The following is a 25,023-nucleotide window of genomic DNA, read 5'->3' on the forward strand; positions in this document are numbered from 1 at the left end:
CAGCCCGTCGTTCAGCCGGCTTTTCAGCCCGTTTTTGCGTCGCTACTCAATCGATATTCAGCCGATATTCTGAGCGAAACCCGCAGCCGTTTCCATGTCCACGGCCACGATGCGCGACACGCCCTGCTCCTGCATCGTCACGCCAATGAGTTGCTGCGCCATCTCCATCGCGATCTTGTTGTGCGAGATGAAGAGGAACTGCGTCTTGTCCGACATCGCGCGCACCAGGTTGGCGAAGCGCTCCGTGTTGGCGTCGTCGAGCGGCGCGTCCACCTCGTCGAGCAGGCAGAACGGCGCCGGATTGAGCTGGAACATCGCGAACACGAGCGCCGTGGCCGTAAGCGCTTTTTCGCCGCCCGACAGCAAGTGGATGGTCGAATTCTTCTTGCCAGGCGGCTGGGCCATCACCTGCACGCCCGCGTCGAGAATCTCGTCGCCGGTCATGATGAGCTTCGCCTGGCCGCCGCCGAACAGACGCGGGAACAGCTCGCCGAAATGGTGATTCACCTGATCGAACGTACCCTGCAGCAGCGTGCGCGTTTCCTGGTCGATCTTGCGAATCGCGTCTTCGAGCGTTTCGATCGCGCTCGTCAGGTCGGCCGACTGCGCGTCAAGGAAGCGCTTGCGTTCCGTCGCGGCGGCCAGTTCGTCGAGCGCGGCCATATTGACGGGCCCGAGCGCCGCGATCGCGTTGTTGATGCGCGTGACTTCGCCTTGCAGGTACGGCGCCTTGAGATCCGGCGTGAGCTTTTCCTGCAGCGCGATTTCGTCCACGCCCGCGGCCTGAAGCTGCTCGACGTACTGCTCGCCATTCAGGCGCGCGGCCTGTTCCTTCAACTGCAGTTCGGTGATACGGTCGCGCAGCGGTTGCAGCGCGCGCTCGGCGTTCAGGCGCGTCTCGTCGGCGGCGCGCAGTTTGGCGCTCAGATCGTCGAGTTCGGCGCGCGCGTTGCGCAGCGCTTCTTCCTTTTCGGCGCGAATTTCCAGCGCATCGTGCAAGCCGGTGTGCGCGGTCTGCTCGTTGATGGTTTCGAGTTCGGCGCGCGCGTCTTCGAGCGAGGCGGCCACGCGCTCGCTCTGATCGTGCGCGACCTGAACGTTGCGCTTGAGCTCTTCGATGCGATTGGCCATGTTGCGCGCCGCAAAACGCGCGTCGCCCGCGGCGCGTTCGAGATCGCGCGCCTGATTACGCGCGGCACCGAGTTCTTCGTCGAGCGCTTCGAACGCGAGCTGGTTGTCCTCGAAGCGGGCCTGCAGTTCAGCGAGTTCGGTGTCGTGACGCTCGAAGTTCGCTTCCGATTCCGCACGCAGCGCGCGCTGCTCTTCGATCTGCGCGCGAATTTCTTCACGTTCCTCGCGGATCTGCGTGCTGCGCGCCGTGTAGCGTTCGTGCGCCTGGGTCAGCTTGAGCACGTCCATCTGCAGCGCGTGCACGCGTTGCGTCGCGCGTTCGGCCTGCTGGCGCAACTCGGCGAGTTGCTGGGCCGCCTGGGTATGCGCCGCTTCGGCGCGCACCACGGCCGTACGCGCGTCGTCGGCGAGCAGCGCCTGGGCGCGCAATTGACGCGTGAGGTTTTCGATTTCCTGCTGGCGCGCCAGCATACCGGCCTGTTCCGAGTCGGCGGCATAGAGCTGCACGCCGACACGCGTGACCATATGGCCCGCCTTCACCACGAACGTACCGCCTTCGGGCAGTTGCGCGCGCTGGGCGAGTCCTTCGGCCAGATCGGCGGCCACGAAGGTCGTGCCCAGCCACTCGGTCAGGACGGCGCGCAGGCCCGCGTCGTCGATACGCACGAGCGAGAGCAGCGGCGTCAAACCTGCGGGCGCGGCGGGCGTCGCAGCCGCGAGCGGCGGCGCATAGAACGCGAGCTTGGCCGGCGGCGCATCGCTGGCGAACGCTTTCACCCAGTCGAGATTCGATACTTCGAGCGCGGCCAGGCGCTCGCGCAGCACGGCTTCCAGTGCGGTTTCCCAACCGGCTTCGACGTGCAGCTTCTTCCACAGACGCGGCAGCGAATCCAGTTCGTGACGTTCGAGCCACGGCTGGATCTTGCCTTCGGTCTGCACGTTTTCCTGCAGTTGCTTGAGCGCTGCAAGACGGGCTTCGAGCTGATGGGTCTGCGCGCTTTCCGCGTTGACGCGCTCGTGCGCGGCGCGGCGTTCCGCGTCCAGACGCGGCACGGTTTCCTGCGCATCGGCCAGACGATCCTGTGCGTCGCGCTGGATCTCTTCCTGCTCCGCGAGCTGCATGCGCAACTCTTCGAGCTGCACTTCGTCGGGCGCGTCCAGGCCGCTCGCTTCCGACTTCAGGCGCTCTTCGCGCTGCTGGAATTGCTGGAGCATCTGGTCGGCGTTGCGCTGATGGGCGGCTTCGAGCTTGATCGCCTGTTCCGTGCGCGCGATGCCGGCACGCTCTTCGTTGAGCTGCGACTGCGCATCGCGCCAGCGGTTTTCGAGCGCGGGCAGCGCTTCCTGCTTCGCGGCGGCCTCCTCTTCGGCAACGGCCGCTTTTTCCTCGCCCATCGCAAGCTGCTCTTCGGCGTCTTCGATGTCGTCCTGGGCCTTCTGCGCCTGCACCTGCCATTGCTCGCGCTGCGCGGTGAGCGCGGCGATCTGCGCCCGCACGCGATTGCGCGACTCGACGATAAACTTGATTTCGGCTTCGAGGCGGCTCACCTCGGCGTTCGCCTCGTAAAGCGAGCCCTGCGCGCCCTGCATGGCGTCGCTCGCCGAATAGTGCGCGACACGCAGCGTTTCGAGCTGCGCCTCGACTTCGCGCAACTGCGCCGTGTGGCGTTCCAGGTCGATTTGCGCCTGCTCGATCGCACGTTGCTGGCGTTGCTGTTCGGCCGCAGCTTCGTTCTTGCGCAGCAGCCACAAGAGACGCTGCTTTTCTTCGCCGTCTGCCTGCAGTTCGCGAAAGCGCGTCGCCACCACGGCCTGGCCTTCGAGCTTCTCGAGATTGGTCGAGAGTTCGCGCACGATGTCTTCCACACGCGTCAGATTCTCGCGCGTGTCGTGCAGACGGTTTTCGGTTTCGCGGCGGCGTTCCTTGTATTTCGACACGCCAGCGGCTTCTTCGAGGAACACGCGCAGTTCTTCGGGCTTGGCCTCGATGATGCGCGCGATCATGCCCTGCCCGATGATCGCGTAGGCGCGGGGCCCAAGCCCGGTGCCGAGGAAGATGTCCTGGATGTCGCGGCGGCGCGCCGGCAGGTTGTTGATGTAATAGCTCGAGGTGCCGTCACGCGTGAGCACGCGCTTGACGGCGATTTCGGCATATTGGCCCCACTGGCCGGCGGCGCGGCCGTCCGCGTTGTCGAACACGAGTTCGACGCTCGCGCGGCTACCGGGCTTGCGCGCCGTGGAGCCGTTGAAGATAACGTCCTGCATCGACTCGCCGCGCAGCTCGGAGGCGCGGGATTCGCCCAGCACCCAGCGCACGGCGTCGATGATGTTCGATTTGCCACAGCCATTCGGCCCGACCACTCCGACGAGTTGGCCCGGGACCTGAAAATGCGTGGGATCGACGAAAGATTTGAAGCCAGCGAGTTTAATCGAGGTCAGACGCACGGCGATATCGCTGTTGGAATAGGAAGAGTGAACGGGACCGCCCGCGCCGCTGGTCGCAGGCCGCGCGCCGTCGACCAAGGCTCCGGTCGCACGACGGCGCGGCGCGCCGCATCAGGCATACATCAAGCATCTCGGGCAGCCGCCACGGCTCGCCGCACCACGCGCTTCATACACTTTTCATACACTTGCATGCGCGAGCCGGCTGGCGAGGATCAGCGGCAATCATACCATCGCGCGCGAGCCATTCCGCCCGCTGCGCGGACAAGCGCCGGGCATCGCGCTGTCTTTCGCGTCGCTTTCGGGTTCGTCGGCGGCTTTATCGGCGTCGGTCGCTGTGCTCGCGTCGCTTTTGGGGCTATTGCATGGCGCGCCGCCATCGTCGTCGACACGGCTGGTCTGCGCGTGCGCGATCGCGCTGGCATCGGCGCTTTCGTGCACGCGGGGCGCCGTGTGAGTGTCCTCCCGTTTCTGCGTGCGGTACTGCGTGCGGTGCACCCAGCTCGACAGCAGCGAAGCGAGCACGATGCACGCCCCGCCCGCCCATTCGCGCGGCCCGGGCGTCTCGCCCGCGAGCAGCCACGACGAGAGCGCCGTCACGACGATTTCGAACAGCATGATGATCGAGGCGCGGTTCGCCGGCACGCGCGCGAGACCGTACTGCACGAGCATGTTGTTCGAACTGAGCAACAGGCCAAGCACCAGCACCAGCAGCACGACCCGCGCAACCGGCTCGCCGGCATGGAGCGCAGGCAGCGGCTCGAAGCACGAGGCCAGCGCGCCGAAGATCGCCGCGCCGCCGAAGATCACGGCCGTGCGCATTTCGGGTTTCATCTGCGGCAGGACACGGCTCGTTTTCACGACCAGCACGTTGCTCATCGCGAAACCCATCCCGGCGACGAGGCCCGCCCACTCCGCCGCGCTACCCGGCAACGGCACGCCGAGCCTGGGCGACCACAGCATCATCACCGCGCCGAGCAGCGACAGCCCGGCGAGCGCCGCGCCCGACCACGACAGGCGTTCGTGCAGGATGAAGTGCGCGAAGATCGCGGTCCACGCGGGCGTGAGATAAAAGAGCAGCAGCACGCGCATCACTTCGCCGTGGATCGCACCCCACACAAAGCCGATGTTGGTCACGCCCGCCGCGAGGCCCAACATTGGCAGAATCCAGTGCCAGCGCACCGTGGCGATCGAGCGGCGGCGCAGCAGCAGCACGAACAGGCAGCCCGCCGCGCTCGTGGCGGCGCCCGCGGCCGTGCCGGTCAAGCCGAAGCTCGCGAGCGTGCGCAGCGGATACCAGATGACACCCCAGACCGAAGCGCCGATCAGGATGGCGAGCGTCGGCCAGCCGGCCTTCAGGCTCGCGTTCATTGTGCTGGCCGCGAGGTGCGGCTATTCACCGGCGGCGTTCCATTCACGGATTGCATGTCTCTCCTTTTTGCCTCTGCGGCTCACGTCCGGCTTGCCGTGCGAGCCTTTCCGGCCCGCAACGTCCGGACGACACCACGTTATAATTCACGCTTTTCCAGCCACAGCAGCCGCGCAGCGATCCGCAGCGACCGTCTTCGGCCCCGCCGCGCCCGCGCCGATGCGCGCCACCATGCTGCCACGCTGTCCATCCGTCTTTCGCGTCCGCCCGCCAAGCCAGTGAATCCGCTACTCGACACCCTCCAGTCCTATCCCTTCGAAAAGCTGCGCGTGCTCTTCAAGGACGTCACGCCGAACGCCGGCCTGCGCCACATCAGCTTCGGGATCGGCGAGCCTAAACACCCGACGCCCGCGCTGATCCGCGACGCCATCGTCGCCTCGCTCGACGGTCTGTCGGTGTATCCGGCGACGGGCGGCACGCCCGCGCTGCGCGAAGCGATCGCGAAATGGGTGACCGAGCGCTACGCGCTGCCCGCCATCGACGCCAGCACTCAGGTGCTGCCGGTGTCGGGTTCGCGCGAGGCGCTGTTCGCGCTCGCCCAGGCCGTGGTGGATCCGACGGCAGGCGCGAAGGACCCGGCAAAGCGGGCGATCGTACTCTGCCCGAACCCGTTCTACCAGATCTATGAAGGCGCCGCGCTGCTCGCGGGCGGCGAGCCGTACTTCGTGAACAGCGATCCGGCCCGCAACTTCGCCTGCGATTACTCGCAGGTGCCCGACGAAGTCTGGGCCCGCACCCAGTTGCTGTTCGTCTGCTCGCCGGGCAACCCGACCGGCGCCGTGCTCACGCTCGACGACTGGCGCGAACTGTTCGCGCTGTCCGACCGCTACGGCTTCGTGATCGCGTCCGACGAATGCTATTCGGAGATCTATTTCGACGAAACGAAGCCGCCGCTGGGCGGCCTCGAAGCGGCGCACCAGCTGGGCCGGGGCTTCGAGCGCCTCGTCATGCTGTCGAGCCTGTCCAAGCGCTCGAACGCGCCGGGCATGCGCTCGGGGTTCGTCGCGGGCGATGCGGCCATCCTCAAGCAGTTCCTGCTCTATCGCACCTACCACGGCTCGGCGATGTCGCCGGTCTGGCAGTCCGCCAGCATCGCCGCGTGGGGCGACGAAGCGCATGTGCGCGAGAACCGCGCAAAATACGTGCGGAAGTTTTCGACCGTCACGCCCATGCTCGCCGAGGTGCTGGACGTAAAGCTGCCCGACGCGGCGTTCTACCTCTGGGCCAACGTCGCGCGCACGGGCCTGTCGGACGCCGCGTTCGCCCAGCGCCTCTACGCCGACTATAATGTGACGGTTCTGCCGGGCTCGTATCTCGCGCGCGAAGCGCACGGCACGAATCCCGGCGCCGGTTTCGTGCGCCTCGCCCTCGTCGCCGACGTCGAGGAGTGCATCGAGGGCGCGCAGCGCATCGTCGACTTCTGCCGCTCGCTCGAAGCCAACCGCAGCCTTCAAACCACCGGGAAGCCGCTTTAACCGCTTCTCCCGCACGCGCGCCGCGCGTGCCACGCTTTGCCGATCGCGCCCTCGCGGTGCGCTTTTTCACCGCGCTTTTTCACCGAACTCTCACGAAATCACCACCATGTCGCAACAACTTCAGCAGATCATCGACACCGCCTGGGAAAACCGCGCCGACTTCTCGCCCAAGTCCGCGCCGAACGACGTGCGTGAAGCCGTCGCCCACGTCATCGCCGAGCTGGACAAAGGCGCGCTGCGCTGCGCCGAGAAGAAGGATGGCGACTGGGTCGTCAACCAGTGGGTGAAAAAGGCCGTGCTGCTGTCGTTCCGCCTGGAAGACAACGCGCCGATGCCCGCAGGCGGCTACAGCCAGTTCTACGACAAGGTGCCCTCGAAGTTCGCCAACTACACGGCTGAAGACTTCGCCGCGGGCGGCTTCCGTGTCGTGCCGCCGGCCATCGCGCGCCGCGGCTCGTTCATCGGCAAGAACGTCGTGCTGATGCCGTCGTACACCAACATCGGCGCCTATGTCGACGAAGGCACGATGGTCGACACGTGGGCGACGGTCGGTTCGTGCGCGCAGATCGGCAAGAACGTGCACCTCTCGGGTGGCGTCGGCATCGGCGGCGTGCTTGAGCCGCTGCAGGCCAACCCCGTCATCATCGAGGACAACTGCTTCATCGGCGCGCGCTCGGAAGTCGTGGAAGGCGTGATCGTCGAGGAAAACTCGGTCATCTCGATGGGCGTGTATCTCGGCCAGTCGACCAAAATCTATGACCGCGAAACCGGCGAAGTCTCCTACGGCCGCATCCCGGCAGGCTCGGTCGTCGTGGCCGGCAACCTGCCCTCGAAGGACGGCTCGCACAGCCTGTACTGCGCCGTGATCGTCAAGAAGGTCGACGCGAAGACCCGCGCCAAGGTCGGCCTGAACGAGCTGCTGCGAGGCGACTGATGGCGAAGGCCGCAAAGACTGTCGTTGTCTACGGCATTCCGAACTGCGACTCCGTGAAGAAGGCCCGTGTGTGGCTGGAAGAACACGGCGTCGAGTTCGAATTTCATGACTTCAAGAAGGCGGGCGTGTCGAATGCGCTGGTCCAGGACTGGCTCAAGGATGTGTCGCTGGATCAGCTCATCAACAAGCGCGGCACGACCTGGCGCGGTCTGTCCGAGGTGCACAAGGCCGAAGCCGACTCGACCGCCGGCGCGATCGCGCTGATGATCCACAAGCCGTCGATCATCAAGCGTCCGGTCATCGCCGTGAACGGCCGCGTCAAGACGCTCGGCTTTGCCGCCGAGCAGTTGGAAGCGATTTTTGCCTGACACTTTTGCCTGACACTTTTGGCTGATTTATCGCGTGAGTCCGGCACATTCGTGCGCGTATCGGAACGAACGCCATCACAAGCTGTTGCCGGCCCCTGATTCGTCAGCGGCGCCGGCATTTTCATTTGCAACCGGTCCATCCATGTCCGCCACCCTCGCCCTTACCGAAGCCCTGATCGCGCGCGCGTCCGTGACGCCCGACGACCAGCACTGCCAGCGCATCATGACCGAACGCCTCAGCGCGCTCGGCTTCGCGTGTGAAACGATCGAATCCAACGGCGTGACCAACCTGTGGGCCGTCAAACGCGGCGCGGCCGGCACCGACGGCCCGCTGCTCGCCTTCGCGGGCCACACCGATGTCGTGCCGACCGGCCCGCTCGAGCAATGGAGTTCGCCGCCGTTCGAGCCCGCGCACCGCGACGGCGTGCTCTACGGCCGCGGCGCCGCCGACATGAAGACGTCGCTTGCCGCCTTTGTCGTGGCGAGCGAAGAGTTCGTCGCCGCCCATCCGCAGCATCGCGGCGCCATCGCGTTCCTCATCACCAGCGACGAGGAAGGCCCGGCCACCGACGGCACCGTCAAGGTCGTCGAGGCGCTGCAGGCGCGCGGCGAGAAAATGGATTACTGCATCGTCGGCGAGCCCACTTCGTCGGCGACGCTGGGCGACTGCGTGAAGAACGGCCGCCGCGGCTCGATGTCGGGCAAGCTCGTCGTCAAAGGCGTGCAAGGCCACATCGCCTATCCGCATCTGGCGAAGAATCCGGTGCATCTGCTCGCACCGGCGCTGGCAGAACTCGTCGCCGAAAAATGGGACGACGGCAACGAATACTTCCCGCCGACCACGTGGCAGGTGTCGAACCTGCACAGCGGCACGGGCGCGAGCAACGTGATCCCGGGCCATGCCGACGTGCTGTTCAACTTCCGCTTCTCGACCGCCAGCACGGTCGAAGGCCTGCAAGCGCGCGTGCACGCGATCCTCGACAAGCATGGTCTCGAATACGACCTGACCTGGAGCGTGAGCGGCCTGCCCTTCCTCACGCCGCGCGGCGCGCTCTCGAATGCGCTCGAAAAAGCCATCCTGGACGAAACCGGCGTCACCACCGAGCTTTCCACCACGGGCGGCACCTCGGATGGCCGTTTCATCGCGCGCATGTGCCCGCAGGTCGTCGAATTCGGCCCGCCCAACGGCAGCATTCACAAGATCGACGAGCATATCGAAGTGAAGTTCATCGACCCGCTCAAGAACGTGTACCGCCGCGTGCTCGAACAACTGATCGCCTGAGCGCCACGCGCGCTCACGCTGGAGTCCACACTATGACCCAACCGCTTTCCACCACGTTCAAGACCGTGCGCGATCTGCTGCGCTACGGCGTCTCGCGTTTCTCCGCCGCGCAGCTCGCATTCGGCCACGGTTCGAGCAACGCCTATGACGAAGCCGCGTATCTGATCCTGCACTCGCTGCATCTGCCGCTGGACCTGCTCGACCCGTTCCTCGACGCGCGCCTCGCGCCCGAGGAAATCGACAAGGTGCTCGCCGTGATCGAGCGCCGCGCCACCGAGCGCGTGCCCGCTGCCTACATCACGCAGGAAGCGTGGATGCACGGCCTGCGCTTCTACGTGGACGAGCGCGTCATCGTGCCGCGTTCGTTCATCGGCGAGCTGCTCGCAGACGGCCTGCAACCGTACGTGGAAGATCCCGAGCAGGTCACCGCCGTGCTCGAACTCTGCACGGGCTCGGCAAGCCTCGCGATTCTCGCCGCGCACGCGTTCCCGAATGCCGATATCGATGCCGTCGATCTGTCCGCGCCCGCGCTCGAAGTCGCAAAACGCAACGTGCACGAGCATGAGCTGGACGAACGCGTCGCGCTGTTCGAAGGCGATCTGTACGCACCGCTGCCCGAGCGCCGCTACGACGTCATCATCACCAACCCGCCCTACGTCAACGCCGATTCGATGCAGGCGCTGCCGCCCGAATACCGCCACGAGCCCGAGATGGCGCTCGCAGGCGGCGCGGACGGCATGGATATCGTGCGCCGCATCGTCAAGGAAGCGCGCAACTGGCTCACCGACGACGGCGTGCTCGTGGTCGAGATCGGCAACGAGCGCGAGAACGTCGAAGCCGCGTTTGGCGGCCTCGATCTCGTCTGGCTCTCGACGAGCGCCGGCGACGATCAGGTGTTCCTGATCCAGGCCTGCGATCTGCCGGTCTAAGTCTGCTGCCCTGAACGGGCCGCCGCCGTCACTCGCGCGTCGCCACGCGGCGCGCGAGCTTGACCCAGACGCACCGCCTGACCGGCTACCGGGATAGCCCCCATTGCGCGGGCTTCGGTAAGATGGACGTTTCCCGGCTGACACCGCCGCCCGGCTTCAGGAGCGTCCCGCGTCTTTATGCGATTCGACTGGTCTACCCTCGGCACCCTGCTCGCGATCGTCCACCTGCTCGGACTGATCGCCGCGTGTCACGCCATCCTCGTTACCCGCACTTCGCAAGGGGCGATCGCGTGGGCGGTCTCGCTTGCGACGATGCCCTACCTCACGCTCATCCCCTATCTGTTCCTTGGCCGCAGCAAGTTCGCGGGCTATGCGGACGCGCGGCGGCTGCGCAACGAAACGCTGCGCTCGCGCGCGCGTGCGCCGGACCTTGGGCAACTCGGCAGCGAATCCGGCGACCGGCTGGCCAGCGAAGCGAACTGGCCCGCCGACGCGCTCAGTCCGCGTGTGATCCGCACGCTCTCGCATCTGGGCGGCATGCCGCTCGTGCCCGGCAACGCAGTGCGCACGCTCGTCAACGGAGAGGCCACGTTTGCCGCGATCTTCGACGCCATCGAGCGGGCCCGCCATTATGTGATCGTGCAGTTCTTCATCGTGCGCGCCGATGCGCTCGGCGACATGCTCAAGGACCTGCTGCTCGCCTGTACCGCGCGCGGCGTGCGTGTGCATTTTCTCTACGACAGCATCGGCAGCTTCGATCTGCCCGCGAGCTATGTGAACGCACTGCGCGCGGGCGGCGTGGAAGTGCATCCGTTCTCGACGAAACGGCGCTTCGTCAACCGCTTCCAGCTCAACTTCCGCAATCACCGCAAGATCGTCGTGGTGGACGGCGAGCGCGCCTTCGTTGGCGGTCACAATGTTGGCGTGGAATACCTCGGCGCCAAACCGCCGCTTTCGCCGTGGCGCGACACGCATATCGAAGTGCGCGGCCCGGTGGTGGCCAACATCCAGTTTGCGTTTACCGAGGACTGGTACTGGGTCACGCAGGAACTGCCGGGCAGCGAGCCGCCCGCGCTCAAGCCGCGCGACGGCGACGACATGGCCTGCCTCGTGATGCCCACCGGTCCCGCCGATCGTCAGGAGACCTGCTCGCTCTTTTTCGTCGAAGCGATCAACGCGGCGAACACGCGCATCTGGATCACCACGCCCTATCTGGTACCTGATTCCGCCGTGCTGGCCGCCCTGCGCCTGGCCGCGCTGCGCGGCGTGGACGTGCGCATCCTGATCCCGAGCCGGCGCGACCATTACGTAGTGTTCGAAGCCTCGACGCTCTATGCCTACGACGCCGTGCGCGCGGGCATCCGCATCTTCCGCTACCAGCCGGGCTTCCTGCACCAGAAGGTCGTGCTGATCGACGATACGGCGGCCGCCATCGGCAGCGCGAACCTGGACAACCGGTCGTTTCGCCTGAACTTCGAGATCATGGTGCTGACCGTCCACGCAGGCTTCGCATCGGAAGTCGAAACGATGCTGCTGCGCGACTTCGAAGCGAGCCTGGAAATCGATCGCAGCGAGTATCGCGACGCGCCCGCCTGGCGCAAGATCGCGATGCACGTCGCACGTCTGTTCGCGCCGATTCTCTAAGTAAAAGGCACCCGCTACAGGAGTTTTTCGATATCGGCAGCAATGGCGTCGGGCTTCGTGAGCGGCGCATAGCGCTTGACGACGTTGCCACTGCGATCCACGAGAAACTTCGTGAAATTCCACTTGATGCGCTCAAGGCCAAGCAGCCCCGGCGCCTCGCCCGTAAGCCAGTTGTAGAGCGGATGCGCGTTCGCGCCGTTCACGTCGATTTTCTCGAACATCGGAAACGTCACGCCGAAGTTCTTCTCGCAAAACGCGCCGATCTGCGTGGCGTCGCCCGGCTCCTGCTTGCCGAACTGGTTGCAAGGAAAGCCGAGCACCGCAAGGCCCCGTGTGGCGTACTGGTCGTAGAGCTTTTGCAGGCCCGCGTACTGCGGCGTGAAGCCACATTCGCTCGCAGTATTGACGATCAGCAGGACCTTGCCCGCGTATTGTTCGAGGCTCACCGGCGCGCCGCCGCCAAGCGGTTGCGCCGTGAACGAATAAACCGTGGTCATCTGGCTCCTCCCCAAGGAAAGCGCCAGTCTACGTGAGAAAACGTGCCGCCCGCACCCTGGCCAGATGGCTAGCAACGGGGCACGGTAAAAGTCACCAGAACAGCGGCCAATCCGCTGCAAATGCACACTAGCCGTTCGGCCGATGCCGGCCGGCGCGCGCGGCAGTCTAAAATAGCGCTTTACGTTTTGTCCGCGGCCCTGACCGCGCCCGCGCTCCCGTGATTCGCTTCAATCAATTCAGCCTTGCCCGCGGCACCAAGCCGCTTTTCGACCAGACCTCGTTCACCCTCAATCCGGGCGAAAAGGTCGGTCTCATCGGCGCGAACGGCGCGGGCAAATCCACGCTGTTCGCCGTGCTGCGCGGCCAGCTGCACGCGGACGCCGGCGACTTCTCGATGCCGCCTTCGTGGGAAATCGCGCACGTCGCGCAGGAAACCCCCGCGGTCGACAAGAACGCGCTCGAATACACCCTGGACGGCGACGCCCCGCTGCGCGAGATCGAGGCCCGCATCGCCGCGGCGTCGGCGGCGCATGACGGCGCGGCCGAAGCCGAGGCGCACGCCGCATTCGCCGATGCCGACGGCTATACCGCGCCCGCACGCGCCGAAGCCCTGCTGCTTGGTCTGGGCTTCACGATGGATCAGACCCGCCAGCCGGTCGCGAGCTTCTCGGGCGGCTGGCGCATGCGCCTGAACCTCGCCCAGGCGCTGATGTGCCGCTCGGACCTGCTGCTGCTCGACGAACCCACGAACCACCTGGATCTGGACGCCATCGTCTGGCTCGAAGACTGGCTGCACCGTTATCCCGGCACGCTCGTCGTGATCTCGCACGACCGTGAATTCCTCGATTCGGTCTGCAATGTCACGCTGCACCTGGAAAACCAGCAGATCAAGCGCTACGGCGGCAACTACTCGCAGTTCGAAATCCTGCGCGCGCAACAGATCGCGCTCCAGCAAAGCGCCTACGAGAAACAGCAGCGCACCGTCGCGCATCTGCAAAGCTTCATCGACCGCTTCAAGGCTCAGGCCACCAAGGCGCGCCAGGCGCAAAGCCGCGTCAAGGCGCTGGAGAAGATGGAGCTGATCGCGCCCGCGCACGCAGCCTCGCCCTTCACGTTCGAATTCCGCACCCCCGATTCGGCGCCCAATCCCATGCTGGTGATGGACCGCGTGCGCTGCGGTTATCGCGCCGACGACGGCAGCGAAACACCCATCGTCGAAGGCGTCGCGCTGTCGATCCAGAACGGCCAGCGCATCGGCCTGCTCGGCGCGAATGGCCAGGGCAAGTCCACGCTCATCAAGACGCTCGCCGCCACGCTCGCGCCGCTTTCCGGCGATCTGCGCACGGGCAAGGGCCTGCAGATCGGCTATTTCGCGCAGCATCAGCTCGAAACGCTGCGCCCCGACGACACCCCGCTCCAGCATCTCGCGCGCCTCGCGCCCGACACGCGCGAGCAGGAACTGCGCGACTTCCTCGGCGGATTCAACTTCCCCGGCGAAATGGCCACGGCGCCAATCGCCCCGTTCTCCGGCGGCGAAAAAGCGCGCCTCGCACTCGCGCTCATCATCTGGCAGAAGCCCAATCTGCTGCTGCTCGACGAGCCGACCAACCATCTGGACCTCGAAACGCGTCACGCGCTCACCATGGCGCTCGCACAGTTCGAGGGCACGTTGATTCTCGTCTCGCACGACCGGCATCTGCTGCGCGCCACCACGGACCAGTTCATGCTGGTCGCGAAGCACCGCCTGCAACCCTTCGACGGCGATCTGGACGACTACCGCGACTGGCTGCTCCAGCACGCAGCGGAACAGCGCGCGGCGATCAAGGCGGCGGCGGGAGGCACGGCGAATGCAGCAACCGGCACCATTGCCGACGACGGTGTGAACCGCAAGGAACAACGCCGTCAGGAAGCGGAAACGCGCCAGCGTCTCGGGCATCTGAAAAAGCCCTTGCAGCAGAAGATCGCCAAAATCGAGAAAGAGATGGACGCGCTCAACGCAGAAAAGGGCACACTGGACGCGTACGTCGCCGATCCGGCCAGCTACGAACCCGCGCAGAAGAGCAAGCTGACCGAGTCGATCCGCCGTCAGGCCGAAGTCCAGGGGCGGCTCGAAGCACTGGAAGCCGACTGGCTCGAAGCCCACGAGGAACTCGAACAGATCGGTTGACGCGCGTTGCGCCAACCGTCTCCAGCCAACCCACGCCCACGCCAGCCAGCGCCATCGTCAGGAGCCATCCTAGTGTCGACACCCGCCGCATTGCAGGGCTTACGCGTTCTCGATCTGACCCGGCTTTTACCCGGGCCCGTGGCCACGTTGCGCCTCGCGGAAATGGGCGCGGACGTGCTCAAGATCGAGCCGCCAGGCGCCGGTGACGCGGCGCGCACGATGATGCAGAACACCACCGATGAACTCGCGGGGCGTCCCGGCGCGTTCTATCGGCTCGTCAACCGGGGCAAGCGCGAGACGCGGCTCGACCTGAAGTCCGAAGGCGGCCGCGCGGTGCTGCTCGCGCTCGCGCGCGATGCCGACGTGCTGGTCGAGAGCTTCCGGCCCGGCGTGATGGAGCGGCTCGGCGTTGGCTACGAAACGCTGCGCGCGGCCAATCCCAAGCTCGTCTATTGCGCGATCACGGGCTATGGCTCCACCGGCCCGTTTTCGGATCGCGCGGGCCACGATCTCAACTATGTCGCGTATGCCGGTGTGCTCGACCAGCTCGCCACGCGCGACGGCGCGCCCGTGCTGCCGAATTTCCAGATCGCCGATCTGCTGGGCGGCGCGCTGTCGGCCGTCACGCAGATCCTCGCGGCGCTCTGGCACGTTTCGCGCGGCGGCGAAGGCCGTTTCGTCGATATCTCGATGGCGCGCGAATCGCACGTGAACAACGTGGTCGCACAGGTAGCGCTCGCCAACGACGACGCGGCGGCGCTCCAGCCCGGCGGCGGCCTGCTGAACGGCGGCGTGCCCTGCTACAACCTCTACCGGACCCAGGACGACCGATGGCTCGCGGTGGGCGCGCTCGAACTCAAGTTCTGGCAGGCACTGTGCGCCGCGCTGGGCCGCGAAGACTGGGCGCAGCGTCATTGGAGTCTCGGTCAGGCGATTGGCGGCTCCGACGCTGCGTCGCTTACGCGCGAGCTGGGCGCGCTGATCGCGTCCGAGACGCTGCAAACCTGGATCGATCGGCTCGAAGTGATCGACTGCTGCGTCTCGCCCGTGCTCACCCCCGGTGAAGCCGCCAATCATCCGCTCTTCAATGCCGACGTGCTTCGGGCCATGCTCGACGATATCGATGCGCAGCGTGAAGCCGCCGTGCAGCCGCCGGCAAGCATTGCGCGCCTGCCCATGGGCGCCGCGCCGGCAGCCCCCGCCATCTCGCCGGCGAGCGCTCACCCGAGCGCCGGTCAACCGGGCAAGAAGCCGTTCAACTACGGCCCGTGGGGCTAAAACAGCAATGGGCGCACCGGGCGCCCATTGTCTCGTTTGTTGCTGGAATGACAGGAATCGGGGGAGTTGCGGGAGTTACGGGAAAAAGACGCCGCGTGCCTAGCGTCGCGGCAAGGTCTGGCGCGGTGCGCGCTCGTCGTCATAGAGGACGTGCTTGCGGCCTTCGACGTGATGGGCGATGGTGCTGCGCACCTGCGCGGCTGTCACGTTGCCGGCCACCACCTGTCGCGAAATGCGGCCGTCGCCATCGATCCATTCGACGATACGGCAACTGCTGCCCCAAGGCTGCACGAGCGGCTCGGAGACCCGGCAGCCGCGCACGACGATCGAACTGGCGCTCGTAAACGTTTCTGTCTGTTTCAAAGTCGCTATCCTTTCCGCTGGATGCGGGGTTGCTCAACGGGGCAAGGATAGGGAAATCGCAAAACTTTCTGGTTACAGCACGCGCCAGGGTTGTTACTAATCATTACGCGCCAGACCGCGCCTGCGCGCGGCGCCTGGGGCCGTGAATTCGCCGTTATTCGAACTCGCGCACGCGATCGATGGCCTCTTCGATCCGCTCGACGGCGATCACGTTCAAACCTTCGATCGGCTGCTTCGGCGCGTTGGCGCGCGGAATCAGCGCGCAGGTAAAACCGAGCTTCGCCGCTTCCTTCAGACGATCCTGGCCGCGCGGCGAGGGTCGGATCTCGCCCGCCAGCCCGACTTCGCCAAAAACGATCAGACCCTTGGGCAACGCCTTGTTACGCATCGAGGAGTGAATGGACAGCAGCACGGCGAGATCCGCGGCCGGTTCGGTGATCTTGACCCCGCCCACGGCATTGAGGAACACGTCCTGATCGAAGCAGCCGATGCCCGCATGACGGTGCAGCACCGCCAGCAGCAGCGCGAGCCGGTTCTGCTCCAGGCCAACCGCGAGCCGGCGCGGGTTGGGCACCTGCGCCGTATCGACGAGCGCCTGCACTTCCACCAGCAGCGGGCGCGAGCCTTCCTGCGTCACCATCACGCACGAGCCGGGCACGCTCTGCTCGTGCTGCGACAGAAAGAGTGCGGAAGGATTCGCGACACCGCGTAAGCCTTTTTCCGTCATCGCGAACACGCCCAGCTCGTTGACCGCGCCGAAGCGGTTCTTGAACGCGCGCACCAGACGGAACGACGAATGCGTGTCGCCCTCGAAATACAGCACCGTGTCGACGATGTGTTCGAGCACGCGCGGGCCCGCGAGGTTGCCCTCCTTCGTCACGTGGCCGACCATGATGATCGACGTGCCCGACTGCTTGGCGATACGCGTGAGCTGCGCGGCGCATTCGCGCACCTGCGCGACCGAGCCGGGCGCGGACGTCAGCGCTTCGGAATAGATCGTCTGGATCGAGTCGATCACGGCGACGTCGGGTTTTTCGGCTTCGATGGTCGCCTGGATCTTTTCGAGCTGGATTTCCGCAAGGAGCTGAAGATCGTTCATCTTCGAGCCCTTTTCGAGCAGCCCAAGACGTTGCGCGCGCAACGCAATCTGCGCAGCGGACTCTTCGCCGCTCACGTAGAGCGAGCGCCGGTCGGCGGCGATTTCGGCGAGCGATTGCAGCAGCAGCGTCGACTTGCCGATACCGGGGTCGCCGCCGATCAGCACCACGCCGCCCGCAACCAGTCCGCCGCCGAGCACGCGATCGAATTCGCCGATGCCCGAAGTGAAGCGCGGCACATCCGAGGCTTCGATATCGGCAAGACGCCGCACCGGCGCGCTCTTGGCGAGCGACTGGAAGCGGTGATTGCCGTTCGTCGGCTCCGCGACGCTTTCCACCAGCGTGTTCCACGCGTTACAGGCGGGACATTGTCCTTGCCACTTGTGGGCCTGCCCGCCGCATTCGGTACAGATATAGACCGTCTTCGCCTTCGCCATGCTGGTTGTCGTACCGGGTTTTTACGCGCGCATGAGCGCGCATGTCTGAAGATTGATCGGAGGGAGCGTGGTGGGCTTTGGTGCGTGCTTTGTGCGCGCTTTTGTGCGCACTTACTCCGCGCGCACCGGCACGCGCGGCGCAACCGCACACATCAGCTCGTAGCCGATGGTGCCGCACGCCGCCGCCACCTCGTCGATGGGCAGATTCGCGCCCCACAATTCGACGCGCGTGCCCATGCCCGCGTTCGGCACCGGCGTGAGATCGACGGTAATCATGTCCATCGAGACGCGTCCGACGATGCGCGTGCGCACGCCATCGACGATCACGGGCGTGCCTTCGGGCGCGATGCGCGGGTAGCCGTCCGCGTAGCCGCAAGCGACCACGCCGATGCGCATCGTCTTGCGCGCCGTGAAGGTCGAGCCGTAGCCGACGGTCTGCCCTTCGGCGACCGTCTGCGTGCCGATGATCTCCGAGGCAAGCGTCATGGCCGGCTGCAGCCCGGTGCCGTCGAGCGCCGACGCCACGCCTGAAGGCGACGCGCCATACAGAATGATGCCGGGGCGCACCCAGTCGAAATGCGACGACGGATGCCAGAGCGTGGCCGCCGAATTCGCGAGGCTGCGCGTGCCCGCGATGCCTTGCGCGCCGCGCTCGAACGTTGCCATCTGTTCGGCGATGCCGCGCGGCGCGTCGGCGTCCGAAAAATGCGTCATCAGCGTGATCTGGCCAATGCCGGGACAGGCGCGCGCCCGTTCCCAGGCCGCGCGATATTTCTCGGGCGAGTAGCCGAGCCGGTTCATGCCGCTATTCATCTTGAGCTGCACGTTGACCGGCTTCGAGAGGCGCGCCATTTCGAGCATTCGCATCTGTTCGTCGCAATGCACGACCGTCGTGAGGCTGTAACGGTCGATCACATCGATATCGGTGGGGCGGAAAAAACCTTCAAGCAGCAGGATGGGACCGGCCCAGCCCAGCTCGCGCAGTTTCGCGGCTTCTTCGAGGTCGAGCAGACCAAAGCCGTCGGTGGCGCGCAGCCCCGGAAAGGCGCGCGCAAGCCCGTGCCCGTAGGCATTGGCCTTGACCACGGCCCAGATTTTCGACTTCGGCGCGTATTTCCTGACGACGGAGAGATTATTGGCGAGTGCGGTGGTATGGATCGTGGCTGAGAGGGGGCGCGGCATGGGAGTTTTTTCGCAAAGACGCTTTCGAATCAGGAGCTTACAGGGTGTTTTCAGCGCCCGGCAGGCCCGCCAGGTGGGCGGTCAAGGAATGTGCTAGTCCGAATACAGCTATTTTCGTGATATAAAGCCCTGCGCACAACCCATTTCGAACGTAATAAGCCCGGATGCCTCCACCCGTCCGGGGCGGACGGACCGCAGCGAGGACAGCATCGCATCAGATGAAAAAAGGCTTTTACACCATCATGGCCGCGCAGTTTTTTTCGTCGTTGGCCGACAATGCGCTCCTCATCGCTGCGATAGCACTGCTGAAAGACCTCCACGCTCCGAACTGGATGACGCCGCTGCTCAAGCTGTTCTTCGTCCTGTCCTACGTCGTTCTTGCCGCCTTCGTCGGCGCCTTTGCCGATTCGCGCCCCAAAGGGCGCGTCATGTTCATCACCAACACGATTAAAGTGGTCGGCTGCGCCATGATGCTGGCCGGCACCCATCCGCTATTGGCCTATGGCGTCGTGGGCTTTGGCGCGGCGGCCTATTCGCCGGCCAAATACGGCATTCTCACCGAGCTGCTGCCGCCCGAGCGCCTCGTCGCCGCCAATGGCTGGATCGAGGGCACGACGGTCGGCTCGATCATTCTCGGCACGGTGCTGGGCGGCGCGCTGATCAGCCCGCATATCGCCGCGCACGTGATCCGCCATACGCCCGCCTCGATCAACACGCCCGCCGAAGCCGCGATGCTCGTCATCATGGCCATCTACGTGATCGCCGCCCTTTTCAATCTGCGTATCCCCGATACCGGCGCGCGTTATCCGCGCCAGGAACACGGGCCGATCCGCCTCATCACCGATTTCGCCGACTGTTTCAACACGCTCTGGCACGACAAGCTCGGCCAGATCTCGCTCGCCGTCACGACGCTGTTCTGGGGCGCGGGCGCGACGCTGCAATTCATCGTGCTCAAGTGGGCCGAAGTGTCGCTGGGCATGTCGCTGTCCGAAGGCGCGGTGCTGCAAGCCGTGGTGGCCGTGGGCGTCGCTGCGGGCGCAATGATCGCCGCGGCCCGTATTCCGCTCAAGAAGTCGCTTTCGGTGCTGCCCGTGGGCATCATGATGGGCATCGCCGTGATGCTGATGGCGTTCTACACGCGCAACCTGTTTCCGCCGCACTGGGGGCTGCATATCGGCCACCTGCGCCTGCCGGGCTATCTGCTGTTCGCGTATCTGTTCCTGATGGTGGTGGGCGCGCTCTCCGGCTTCTTCGTCGTGCCGATGAACGCCCTGCTCCAGCACCGCGGCCACGTGCTGCTGTCCGCCGGTCACTCGATCGCCGTGCAGAATTTCAACGAGAACCTCTCGGTGCTCGTGATGCTGTGCCTCTACGCCGTGCTCGTCTGGCTCGACGTGCCGGTCGCCATCGTGATCGTGCTGTTCGGCACCTTCGTCTGCCTGATGATGTGGCTCGTGATGCGCCGCCATCAGGCCAATCAACGCGCGTTCGACTCCGTCGCGCTGATCGGCGAAAATCACCGGCATTGACCCGGCGGCGCGCGTGTTAGCGCGCCCGCGTCACCTACCGTATCGACTCTCTTTCCTGCGCCCGCGCCTATGCGGCTTCGACTCCGAAGCTCCACGCGCGGCGCGGCACGCGAAGCTGACATGACTGCTCCGATTTCCAACGTCCTCACGATCGCCGGCTCCGACTCCGGCGGCGGCGCCGGCATCCAGGCCGACCTCAAGGCCTTCTCCGCGCTCGGCGCATATGGCGCGAGTGTCATCACCGCGCTCACGGCACAGAACACGCGCGGCGTCACCGCGATTCACGCGCCCGATCCGGCCTTCGTGACGGCGCAGCTCGACGCCGTATTCGACGATATCCGCATCGACGCCGTGAAGATCGGCATGCTCGCCAACGCGCCGATCGTGCGCGCGGTCGCCGACGCGCTGCGCCGTCACAAGCCGCAGCGTGTCGTGCTCGACACGGTGATGATCTCGAAGAGCAATCACGCGCTGCTCGCGCCCGAGGCCGTTGCCGCGTTGCGCGAGGAATTGTTGCCGCTCGCGGGCATCGTCACGCCGAATCTGCCGGAAGCCGCGGCGCTGCTCGGCGTCGCGCCGGCCACGGACGAAGCCGCGATGGTCGAGCAAGGCGAGGCGCTGCGCGCGCTCGGCGCGCAGGCGGTGCTGATGAAAGGCGGCCATCTGGGCAGCACCGACAGCCCCGACTGGCTGATCGAGGCGGAAGGGACATTGCGGCTGGGCGGTCCACGCGTGCCGGTAACGAATACGCACGGCACGGGCTGCACGCTGTCGTCGGCGATCGCCGCGCTGTGGCCGCAACATCCGACGCTCGCGGAGGCGGTCGCGCAGGCGAAGACCTACCTGACGGGCGCGCTGGAAGCCAGCGATCGACTCGACGTGGGCGACGGCGTTGGGCCGGTGCACCACTTCTGGCGCTGGTGGTAAGCCGTTCGCGCGGTGGTAACGCTACTGCCGCGCGTAAGCCTGGGCGCGCGCCGGCCAGTCGTCGGGGACGATGAAGCCGCGCGAGCGCTCCACGTAGCCGCCTGCCCCATCGTCGATAAAGGCGGCGACCATCGTGGGTTCGTGCGGGCGCGCAAGGCTCTCGAAATACGTCGAGAAAAGCGTCGCGGGATCGGTCGGCCTGCCGACTTCCGTGCTCGATGAGCGCAACGATCTGGCGGCGGCATCGCAGCCGTTTTCGTGATGTTCGCTGACTTGGCTGTTAGTTGCGATCAGGGACCGCGAAGAGAGATGACGCGGCGCCAGCCAGGCCAGCCTCGGCAACACGCTCCAGCCATCCGCGCCCGAGCGTTGCGCGAAAGCCATCCAGTCGGCGTGCGTCACCCACCAGCCCCGGCCATGCCCTGGCGTCAACTCCGGCGCATCGGCGACCTGCTCGCCGGCGCGGTAGAACAGCCATCCCTTGATGAACATCTGCGCGAGCCACGGCCCGGCAAAACCCAGCGACGCCAACTCGGGCCGCTCGCTCAGGCGCAGTTGATGATCGCGCAGATGCGCAAACTTCAGGTCGAAGCGATCGCGCAGATTCGGCCCGACGTAATCCGCCAGCCGCGAGGCGGTTGCGCCCGTCGTACCCGCATGAAGAAAGCACTTCACCGCCAGTTCCCAATGCAGGCGCAAACCGTCAGCCGTTTCGACGAGGAAATCGCATTCGCCTAGCGTCCTGCCCTCGCCGCGCAACGCAACATTGGCGGCAATCAGGCGCGGCTCGGGACCGTTTTGCAGATACCAGGCGAGCAAGGTTTCGGCGTAACGGCCAAGGCGCGTGATGCGCGCGCCATCCAGCGCGGCATGCAGACGGGAAGGCTCGTGATCGAGTTGCGCAAGCCACGCGAGCGCGTGGCCCCTCTCTTCGTCGTTCGACCCTGTCCGGGCGAGCGGCATGTGGGGTTGCGCGCGCAGCAGATCGGCGCTGAACAACAGCCATGCGAGATCGCGCACGGCGGGATCGGCATAACGATCGATCGGCGAACCCTGACCCGGCCCGCCGCCATGCACGGGCCGCGCGGCGCTCATTGACCGCCGCCCGCCGTGCGCCACGTATCGCGCGCGAGGCACAGATCGGTCCACGCCTTCGACTTGTCCTGCAGACTGCGCAGCAGATACGCCGGGTGATAGGTGACGATCACGGGCACGCCTTCGTACTCGTGCACGCGCCCGCGCAGCGACGCAATGCTGTTGCCCGTCTTGAGCAGGCTTTGCGCTGCGAAGCGGCCCATCGCGACGATGATCTTCGGCTTCACGAGCGCCACCTGGCGCTGCAGATACGGCTCGCAGCGCGCGACTTCGTCCGGTTCCGGATTGCGGTTGCCGGGAGGGCGGCACTTGATGACGTTGGCGATATAGACGTTCTCGGTGCGGGCGAGCGTGAGCGAGCGCAACATGTTGTCGAGCAGCTTGCCCGCCTGGCCGACGAAGGGCTCGCCCTGGCGATCTTCGTTCTCGCCCGGCGCTTCGCCGATCAGCATCCAGTCCGCTTCGCGGTCGCCCACGCCAAACACGGTATTCGTGCGCTTCTCGCACAAACGGCAGCGCGTGCACGACGCGACGCGTTCGGCCAGTGCGTCCCAATTCAGCGTGGCCACGTCATCACGCGGTGCGCGGACCGGTTCGATGTCGTGTGGCAGCGCCGGTTCCGGCACGGCGTCGAACCATGCGAAATCGTCTTCGGTGAGCGGAGGCGGTTCTTCGGACGCGGCCTGCGCGGGCCTGGCGGGCGCCACGCGCTCCGGCGAAACCTGTGGTGTTGCTTCGGCAGCGAAGGCATCTTCGGCACGTACCTTGGGCGGCGTCGCACGCTCCACGGCCGGCGCGGGCGCGGCGGTTTCGAGAGCGACTGCAGGCCGTGCTTCGACCTCGACTTCCACTGCGGCGCTCGCGACTGGCGCCGCTTGCGGCGCAACGACCGTCACGCCCTTGCGAACCCAGCGCGGCGCAAGGCCCAATTCTTCCAGCGCGATCTCATCGAGCGGCATCCGCGCCCTCCAGTGCAAAAGAAAAACGCATCACGATCGCGTCCTCGCGGCTGTGATGGCGGGCCGGATAGTAGTTCTTGCGGCGACCGATGGTGACGAAGCCGAACTGCTCGTAAAGCCGGATCGCCCGATAGTTGGACGGCCGCACTTCGAGCAGCAGCCCTTCGAGTCCCTGCACGCGCGCGATGCGCACGCCTTCGCGCAGCAACGCGAGGCCTGCGCCCGCGCCCTGCGCCTGGGGCGCGACGCACAGGTTCAGCAGATGCATCTCATCGACCACGGGCATCAGCACGCAGTAGCCCAGCAGCGTGCCCGTCACATGACGCATGCAGATGCCGTAGTAGCCGTTGCGCAGCGAGTCTTCGAAATTGCCGCGCGACCAGGGGAATTCATAGGCGGACTTCTCGATGACGACGACCTCGTCGAGGTCGCTCTCCGTCATCTGCGAGAGATAGCGGTCGGTCATCAACACGCCGCTCATCGGCTTCCCTCCTGGGCGTCGCCGCGCGCGGTCCGTGTATCCCGTGCGTCTTTTTCCGCCTTCGCCGCCATACGCTCGGCAGTGGTCTGCGCGACCTTGTTGCGCACGTATTCCGGCGCGGCCTGATCGGCAGGCACGGTGCGGCCCGCGCGGAACGCGCGCAGCGCGGCATGGGCGAGCGGGACGGCGTGCGGCAGCGCTTCGGCGTCGATCGTGCGCGCGGCGGCCGAGGCCGCCAGCCGCGAGCCAAACGCCGCCGCGGCGTTACCGGCCAGCGTGAACGGTTCGTCGGGCGCGACGATCGCCTCGGGCGCGTCAAGCGAGGCCGCCTGCAGCGTGCGCCAATCGCCCGAGTCGCCCGCAGAGGCATCCCACGCGTAATCGGCCCAGTAAGCCTCGTCCATGCGGGCATCGAGCGCCGCCAGCACGCGCACGGTCGAGGGATCGCGCAGACGCGCGCTTTCCGCGCACACGAGCAGCGTGCTCACGGGCACCACGGGAATGTCGAGTCCGAACGCGAGGCCTTGCGCCACGCCCGTCGCCGTACGCAATCCCGTGAAGGAACCGGGGCCGGAACCGAAGGCGATCGCATCGCAATCGGCAAGCGTAAGCCCCGCTTCGGCGAGCAGTTCGCCGATGGCGGGCAACAGGCGCGTGCTGGAGACGGCGCCGGTGGCTTCATGACGCACCCAGACGCGCGGTTCTTCTGCGGCGTCGGGGGCATCGGCGGTGAGGGAGGCAACGGCGGCAGCGCCAGCGGGCGTGGCGACGCGAAGCAGCGCGACCGAGCAGTATTCGGTCGAGGTATCGAGGGCAAGCAGCACGGTTTCAGTCATGAGCGCTATTGTAATGCGCCGCTCCCGCGCAGTCGCCGCCCGGGCATGAGTCATGCACTCCTTCGCGTACTGACGGCGCATGCCTGACTAGAGTGGAGGAATCGTTCCAGCCCTGTGCCAGATGATGCCGTTCTCACGCTGGTAGGATCAATGGACTGCATCGATACCTATAGTGGAGGAAAAACCCATGAGCGACGTACAAGCCCAATTCGCGCAGGCCCAGCAAGACGTCCAGCAACTGACGGAACGTCCGGGCAACCTGACGCTGCTGCGTCTGTATGCCCTGTTCAAGCAGGCCACCCAAGGCGACGTCCACGGCGACAAGCCGGGCTTCGCCGACATCGTCGGCAAGTACAAGTACGACGCGTGGGCCGCGCTGCAAGGCACCGCTGAAGACACGGCAAAGACGCAGTACATCGAGCTCGTCGAATCGCTCAAGAGCGGCGCTGCTAGTTGAGTTAATCCAGCCCCATTTCCATCAACGGGACTGACGGCTGCGCAACACCCTCGCCCAGTCCCCGCCAAATCCTACCCTCGCCC

Annotated in this window: 21 protein-coding genes; 11 read left to right on the forward strand and 10 right to left on the reverse strand. The window is 66.0% G+C overall.

Annotated elements, in window-relative coordinates; translation table 11 throughout:
* Positions 1-57: 57 nt before the first annotated feature.
* Both smc and B0G62_RS09350 read right to left on the reverse strand, forming a co-directional pair.
* Positions 58-3,576, reverse strand: a complete 3,519-nt coding sequence (gene smc / locus B0G62_RS09345) for a chromosome segregation protein SMC (protein WP_103704111.1) — start codon at positions 3,574-3,576, stop codon at positions 58-60.
* A 222-nt stretch (positions 3,577-3,798) separates the two neighbouring features.
* The gene (locus tag B0G62_RS09350; protein ID WP_103703907.1) at positions 3,799-4,944 is read right to left on the reverse strand and encodes a DMT family transporter; all 1,146 of its coding nucleotides are present in this window, start codon (positions 4,942-4,944) and stop codon (positions 3,799-3,801) included.
* 276 nt (positions 4,945-5,220) lie between these two features.
* Between B0G62_RS09350 and dapC the strand changes: the two genes are divergently transcribed.
* The 6 genes from dapC (at position 5,221) to cls (ending at position 11,634) form a co-directional block, all read left to right on the forward strand.
* Positions 5,221-6,477: a succinyldiaminopimelate transaminase gene (gene dapC, locus B0G62_RS09355; RefSeq protein ID WP_103703908.1), complete on the forward strand. Its 1,257-nt coding sequence runs from the start codon at positions 5,221-5,223 to the stop codon at positions 6,475-6,477.
* Between the two features lie 106 nt (positions 6,478-6,583).
* Positions 6,584-7,411 (forward strand): 2,3,4,5-tetrahydropyridine-2,6-dicarboxylate N-succinyltransferase, encoded by an 828-nt coding sequence (dapD, locus tag B0G62_RS09360; RefSeq protein ID WP_103703909.1) that lies wholly within the window; start codon positions 6,584-6,586, stop codon positions 7,409-7,411.
* Positions 7,411-7,779 carry an ArsC family reductase gene (locus B0G62_RS09365; protein ID WP_103703910.1) on the forward strand — a complete coding sequence of 123 codons (369 nt, stop codon included), beginning with the start codon at positions 7,411-7,413 and terminating at the stop codon, positions 7,777-7,779. Before dapD ends, B0G62_RS09365 begins: the two co-directional genes overlap by 1 nt.
* A 142-nt stretch (positions 7,780-7,921) precedes the next feature.
* On the forward strand, positions 7,922-9,061 hold the full coding sequence (dapE, locus tag B0G62_RS09370; protein ID WP_103703911.1) for a succinyl-diaminopimelate desuccinylase: 1,140 nt from the start codon (positions 7,922-7,924) through the stop codon (positions 9,059-9,061).
* Positions 9,062-9,093: 32 nt separating this feature from the next.
* Complete coding sequence (gene prmB / locus B0G62_RS09375; RefSeq protein WP_103703912.1) at positions 9,094-9,990, forward strand: 50S ribosomal protein L3 N(5)-glutamine methyltransferase; 897 nt, start codon at positions 9,094-9,096, stop codon at positions 9,988-9,990.
* Between the two features lie 177 nt (positions 9,991-10,167).
* Positions 10,168-11,634, forward strand: coding sequence for a cardiolipin synthase (cls, locus tag B0G62_RS09380; protein WP_103703913.1), 1,467 nt, complete (start codon positions 10,168-10,170; stop codon positions 11,632-11,634).
* A gap of 14 nt (positions 11,635-11,648) precedes the next feature.
* Here the strand turns inward: cls and B0G62_RS09385 are convergent, their stop codons facing one another.
* Positions 11,649-12,131, reverse strand: a complete 483-nt coding sequence (locus B0G62_RS09385; protein WP_103703914.1) for a glutathione peroxidase — start codon at positions 12,129-12,131, stop codon at positions 11,649-11,651.
* A 218-nt stretch (positions 12,132-12,349) separates the two neighbouring features.
* Here B0G62_RS09385 and B0G62_RS09390 point away from each other — a divergent pair, with 218 nt between their 5' ends.
* Positions 12,350-14,299: an ATP-binding cassette domain-containing protein gene (locus tag B0G62_RS09390; RefSeq protein ID WP_103703915.1), complete on the forward strand. Its 1,950-nt coding sequence runs from the start codon at positions 12,350-12,352 to the stop codon at positions 14,297-14,299.
* A 90-nt stretch (positions 14,300-14,389) separates the two neighbouring features.
* Positions 14,390-15,577, forward strand: a complete 1,188-nt coding sequence (locus tag B0G62_RS09395) for a CaiB/BaiF CoA transferase family protein (protein WP_103703916.1) — start codon at positions 14,390-14,392, stop codon at positions 15,575-15,577.
* A 99-nt stretch (positions 15,578-15,676) separates the two neighbouring features.
* Here the strand turns inward: B0G62_RS09395 and B0G62_RS09400 are convergent, their stop codons facing one another.
* The 3 genes from B0G62_RS09400 to alr all read right to left on the reverse strand — a co-directional run bounded on the left by B0G62_RS09400 (position 15,677) and on the right by alr (position 18,656).
* Positions 15,677-15,940 (reverse strand): DUF2866 domain-containing protein, encoded by a 264-nt coding sequence (locus tag B0G62_RS09400; RefSeq protein WP_103703917.1) that lies wholly within the window; start codon positions 15,938-15,940, stop codon positions 15,677-15,679.
* Between the two features lie 154 nt (positions 15,941-16,094).
* Positions 16,095-17,474, reverse strand: coding sequence for a DNA repair protein RadA (radA, locus tag B0G62_RS09405; protein WP_103703918.1), 1,380 nt, complete (start codon positions 17,472-17,474; stop codon positions 16,095-16,097).
* 111 nt (positions 17,475-17,585) lie between these two features.
* A complete protein-coding gene (alr, locus tag B0G62_RS09410; protein WP_103703919.1) occupies positions 17,586-18,656 on the reverse strand; it encodes an alanine racemase in 1,071 nt (356 codons plus the stop codon).
* 218 nt (positions 18,657-18,874) lie between these two features.
* Here alr and lplT point away from each other — a divergent pair, with 218 nt between their 5' ends.
* Together lplT and thiD are read left to right on the forward strand one after the other, a co-directional pair.
* A complete protein-coding gene (gene lplT, locus B0G62_RS09415) occupies positions 18,875-20,185 on the forward strand; it encodes a lysophospholipid transporter LplT (RefSeq protein WP_103703920.1) in 1,311 nt (436 codons plus the stop codon).
* 120 nt (positions 20,186-20,305) lie between these two features.
* Positions 20,306-21,112: a bifunctional hydroxymethylpyrimidine kinase/phosphomethylpyrimidine kinase gene (thiD, locus tag B0G62_RS09420; RefSeq protein WP_103703921.1), complete on the forward strand. Its 807-nt coding sequence runs from the start codon at positions 20,306-20,308 to the stop codon at positions 21,110-21,112.
* 21 nt (positions 21,113-21,133) lie between these two features.
* Here thiD and B0G62_RS09425 read toward each other — a convergent pair whose 3' ends face one another.
* From B0G62_RS09425 to tsaB, 4 genes are read right to left on the reverse strand one after another with little or no spacing between them, the layout of a single operon-like run.
* Positions 21,134-22,207, reverse strand: coding sequence for a DUF1853 family protein (locus B0G62_RS09425; protein ID WP_103703922.1), 1,074 nt, complete (start codon positions 22,205-22,207; stop codon positions 21,134-21,136).
* A complete protein-coding gene (locus B0G62_RS09430) occupies positions 22,204-23,166 on the reverse strand; it encodes a uracil-DNA glycosylase (RefSeq protein WP_103703923.1) in 963 nt (320 codons plus the stop codon). Before B0G62_RS09430 ends, B0G62_RS09425 begins: the two co-directional genes overlap by 4 nt.
* Positions 23,153-23,647 (reverse strand): ribosomal protein S18-alanine N-acetyltransferase, encoded by a 495-nt coding sequence (rimI, locus tag B0G62_RS09435; RefSeq protein ID WP_103703924.1) that lies wholly within the window; start codon positions 23,645-23,647, stop codon positions 23,153-23,155. The genes B0G62_RS09430 and rimI overlap by 14 nt, the downstream gene beginning before the upstream one ends.
* Positions 23,644-24,483, reverse strand: a complete 840-nt coding sequence (gene tsaB, locus B0G62_RS09440) for a tRNA (adenosine(37)-N6)-threonylcarbamoyltransferase complex dimerization subunit type 1 TsaB (protein ID WP_103703925.1) — start codon at positions 24,481-24,483, stop codon at positions 23,644-23,646. Before tsaB ends, rimI begins: the two co-directional genes overlap by 4 nt.
* A 187-nt stretch (positions 24,484-24,670) precedes the next feature.
* On the opposite strand from tsaB, the gene B0G62_RS09445 reads away from it, so the two are divergent.
* On the forward strand, positions 24,671-24,940 hold the full coding sequence (locus B0G62_RS09445) for an acyl-CoA-binding protein (RefSeq protein WP_103703926.1): 270 nt from the start codon (positions 24,671-24,673) through the stop codon (positions 24,938-24,940).
* Positions 24,941-25,023: the final 83 nt, after the last annotated feature.

The sequence above is a fragment of the Paraburkholderia eburnea genome, from assembly GCF_002917095.1.
In the GTDB taxonomy this organism is placed as follows: Bacteria; Pseudomonadota; Gammaproteobacteria; order Burkholderiales; family Burkholderiaceae; genus Paraburkholderia; species Paraburkholderia eburnea.

Bases quoted from the DNA above. Each gene is read 5' to 3' on its own strand.
- B0G62_RS09365 (WP_103703910.1), top strand. From the start codon at position 7,411: ATGGCGAAGGCCGCAAAGACTGTCGTTGTCTACGGCATTCCGAACTGC.
- lplT (WP_103703920.1), top strand. From the start codon at position 18,875: ATGAAAAAAGGCTTTTACACCATCATGGCCGCGCAGTTTTTTTCGTCG.
- B0G62_RS09425 (WP_103703922.1), bottom strand. From the start codon at position 22,207: ATGAGCGCCGCGCGGCCCGTGCATGGCGGCGGGCCGGGTCAGGGTTCG.
- B0G62_RS09430 (WP_103703923.1), bottom strand. From the start codon at position 23,166: ATGCCGCTCGATGAGATCGCGCTGGAAGAATTGGGCCTTGCGCCGCGC.
- tsaB (WP_103703925.1), bottom strand. From the start codon at position 24,483: ATGACTGAAACCGTGCTGCTTGCCCTCGATACCTCGACCGAATACTGC.
- prmB (WP_103703912.1), top strand. From the start codon at position 9,094: ATGACCCAACCGCTTTCCACCACGTTCAAGACCGTGCGCGATCTGCTG.
- alr (WP_103703919.1), bottom strand. From the start codon at position 18,656: ATGCCGCGCCCCCTCTCAGCCACGATCCATACCACCGCACTCGCCAAT.
- thiD (WP_103703921.1), top strand. From the start codon at position 20,306: ATGACTGCTCCGATTTCCAACGTCCTCACGATCGCCGGCTCCGACTCC.
- rimI (WP_103703924.1), bottom strand. From the start codon at position 23,647: ATGAGCGGCGTGTTGATGACCGACCGCTATCTCTCGCAGATGACGGAG.
- B0G62_RS09445 (WP_103703926.1), top strand. From the start codon at position 24,671: ATGAGCGACGTACAAGCCCAATTCGCGCAGGCCCAGCAAGACGTCCAG.
- dapE (WP_103703911.1), top strand. From the start codon at position 7,922: ATGTCCGCCACCCTCGCCCTTACCGAAGCCCTGATCGCGCGCGCGTCC.
- B0G62_RS09350 (WP_103703907.1), bottom strand. From the start codon at position 4,944: ATGAACGCGAGCCTGAAGGCCGGCTGGCCGACGCTCGCCATCCTGATC.
- cls (WP_103703913.1), top strand. From the start codon at position 10,168: ATGCGATTCGACTGGTCTACCCTCGGCACCCTGCTCGCGATCGTCCAC.
- dapD (WP_103703909.1), top strand. From the start codon at position 6,584: ATGTCGCAACAACTTCAGCAGATCATCGACACCGCCTGGGAAAACCGC.
- radA (WP_103703918.1), bottom strand. From the start codon at position 17,474: ATGGCGAAGGCGAAGACGGTCTATATCTGTACCGAATGCGGCGGGCAG.
- B0G62_RS09385 (WP_103703914.1), bottom strand. From the start codon at position 12,131: ATGACCACGGTTTATTCGTTCACGGCGCAACCGCTTGGCGGCGGCGCG.